The sequence below is a fragment of the Kitasatospora sp. NPDC089797 genome (assembly GCF_040684795.1).
Lineage (GTDB): Bacteria > Actinomycetota > Actinomycetes > Streptomycetales > Streptomycetaceae > Kitasatospora.
This window is the reverse complement of the sequence record NZ_JBFBGS010000114.1, coordinates 1-2613: the sequence shown is the minus strand read 5'-3', so window position 1 is coordinate 2613 and position 2613 is coordinate 1. Positions and strand designations below refer to the sequence as shown.

Annotated in this window: 1 protein-coding gene; it reads left to right on the top strand. The window is 75.2% G+C overall.

The window, feature by feature from the left end:
* Positions 1–2613: amino acid adenylation domain-containing protein (locus AB0O91_RS41155; protein ID WP_363444685.1), on the top strand; the 2613-nt coding region annotated here is incomplete at both ends.

Sequence of the window (2613 nt, the reverse complement as noted above, 5' to 3'; positions counted from 1 at the left end):
CCAGGACCTCCCCTTCGACCAACTCGTCGAAGCCCTCAACCCCACCCGCACCCCCCACCGCCACCCCCTCTTCCAAACCATCCTCACCCTCAACAACACCACCGCACCCGGCGCCGAACTCGACTCCCAGGACGTGGAGTTCGAGAGCACCGCCAAGTTCGACCTGTCGTTCGCCGTCACCGAGCACCACACCGCGGACGGTGCACCCGACGGCCTCACCGTCACCATCGAGTACGCCGCCGACCTCTTCGAGCCGAGCACCGTCGAGCGCCTGGCCGAGGAGTTCCAGCGGATCCTGCGCAGCGCCGCCGAACACCCCGACACCCCCCTCCACGCCATCGACCTGCTGGACCCGGCCGGCCGGGCCGAACTGGCCGCGCTGGCCACCGGCGCCGTCCACCCGCTGCCCACCACCGCCCTGCCCGAGCTGTTCGCCGCCCAGGCCGCGCGCACCCCGGACGCCACCGCCGTCGTCTGCGGCACCGACACCCTCAGCTACGCCGAACTCGACGCCGCCAGCGCCCGGTTGGCCCACCACCTGACCGCGCTCGGCGCGGGCGCGGAGCGCCGGGTGGCCCTGCTGCTGCCGCGCTCGGCCGCGCTGGTGGTCAGCACGCTGGCCGTGCTGCGGGCTGGCAGCGCGTACGTACCGCTGGCCGAGGGCTGGCCGGCCGAGCGGCTGGAGCTGGTGCTGGCCGACACCGGCGCCGACCTGCTGCTGGTGGACGCGAGCACCCGCGACCTCCCGTTCGTCCGGGCCCGGGCGGCCGCCGGCGGACAGGTGGTGGACGTCTCCGTGCCGCTGCCGGAGGCCGCCGCCCCCGCACTCCCGGCCGTCCACCCCGAGCAGCTCGCCTATGTGATGTACACCTCCGGCTCCACGGGCACGCCCAAGGGTGTCGCCATCACCCACGCGGACGTGGCCGCGCTGGCCGCCGACCGCTGGTGGCAGCGCGACGGCGCCCACCAGCGGGTGCTGTTCCACTCCCCGCACGCCTTCGACGCGGCGACCTACGAGCTCTGGGTGCCGCTGCTCAGCGGCGGCCGGGTGGTGGTCGCGCCGGCCGGTGAGCTGGACGCCGAGCGGATCGGGAGCCTGATCGCCGAGCACCGGGTCACCGCGCTCTGGCTGACCGCCGGCCTGTTCCGGCTGCTCGCCGAGGACGCGCCGCAGAGCCTGGCCGGGGTGCGCGAGGTGATGACCGGCGGCGACGTCGTCCCGGCCGCCGCCGTGCGCCGGGTGCTCGACGTCCACCCGGGGCTGCGGGTGGTCGACGGCTACGGGCCGACCGAGACCACGGTGTTCGCCACCCGGCACCCGATGACCGCCGGGGACGCACTCGGCAGCACCGTGCCGATCGGCCGCCCGCTGGACAACATGCGGGTCCAGGTGCTGGACGCCGGGCTCCGCCAGGTGCCGGTCGGCGTGCCGGGCGAGGTGTTCATCGCCGGCGCCGGCCTGGCCCGCGGCTACCTCGGCCGCCCGGGCGCGACCGCCGAGCGCTTCCTGCCCGACCCCTTCGGCGGGCCCGGCGCCCGGATGTACCGCACCGGCGACCTCGGCCGCTGGCGGCGCGACCGCGCGGGCGAGGGCCGGTTGGAGTTCCTCGGCCGCACCGACGACCAGATCAAGCTGCGCGGCTTCCGGATCGAACCCGCCGAGATCGAGGCGCACTTCACCGCCCGTCCGGACATCGCCCAGGCCGCCGTGCTGCTGCGCGAGGACCGCCCCGGGGACCGCCGACTGGTCGCCTACCTGGTCCCGGCCGCCGGCCGCACCGCGCCGGACCCGGCCGACCTGCGCGCCTCCGCCGCCGCCCACCTGCCCCCGTACCTGGTGCCGTCCGCCGTCGTGCTGCTGGACACCCTCCCGCTCACCCCCAACGGCAAGCTCGACCGCCGCGCCCTGCCCGCGCCGAGCACCGCCACCGCACCCGCCCGCGGCCCGCGCACCCCGCGCGAGCAGGCGCTCCTCGACGTCTTCGGCGCCGTCCTGGGGACGGAGACGGCCGGCATCGACGACAACTTCTTCGACCTCGGCGGGCACTCGCTGCTGGCGATGCGCCTGGTCGCCGCCGTCCGCTCCGAACTCAACGCCGAACTCGGCGTGCGCGACCTCTTCGAGGCCCCCACCGTCGCCCTGCTGGCCGAACGCCTGGAGCAGGCCGCACCCGCCACTGCCCGGCCGGAACTCCTCCCGGCCGAACGCCCCGAGCGGATCCCGCTCTCCCACGCCCAGTCCCGGCTCTGGTTCCTCAACCGGATGGACGAGACCGAACGGGCCTCCTACAACATCCCGTTGGTGCTGCCGCTGCCCGGTGCGGTGGACCCGATCGCGCTCCAGGCCGCGCTGGACGACGTGGTGGAACGCCACGAGACGCTGCGCACCCTCTTCCCCGAGACCGACGGCGAACCCCAGCAGCTCATCCGCCCGGCCAGCTCAGCACTGATCCCGCTGGTCACCGTCCACACCGACGAAGCGGACGCCCACGCACAGATCGCCGAGCTCTCCGCCCGCCCCTTCGACCTCACCACCGAACTCCCCCTGCGCGCCGCCCTGTTCACCACCGCCCCCGACACCCACCTGCTCACCCTCGTCCTCCACCACATCGC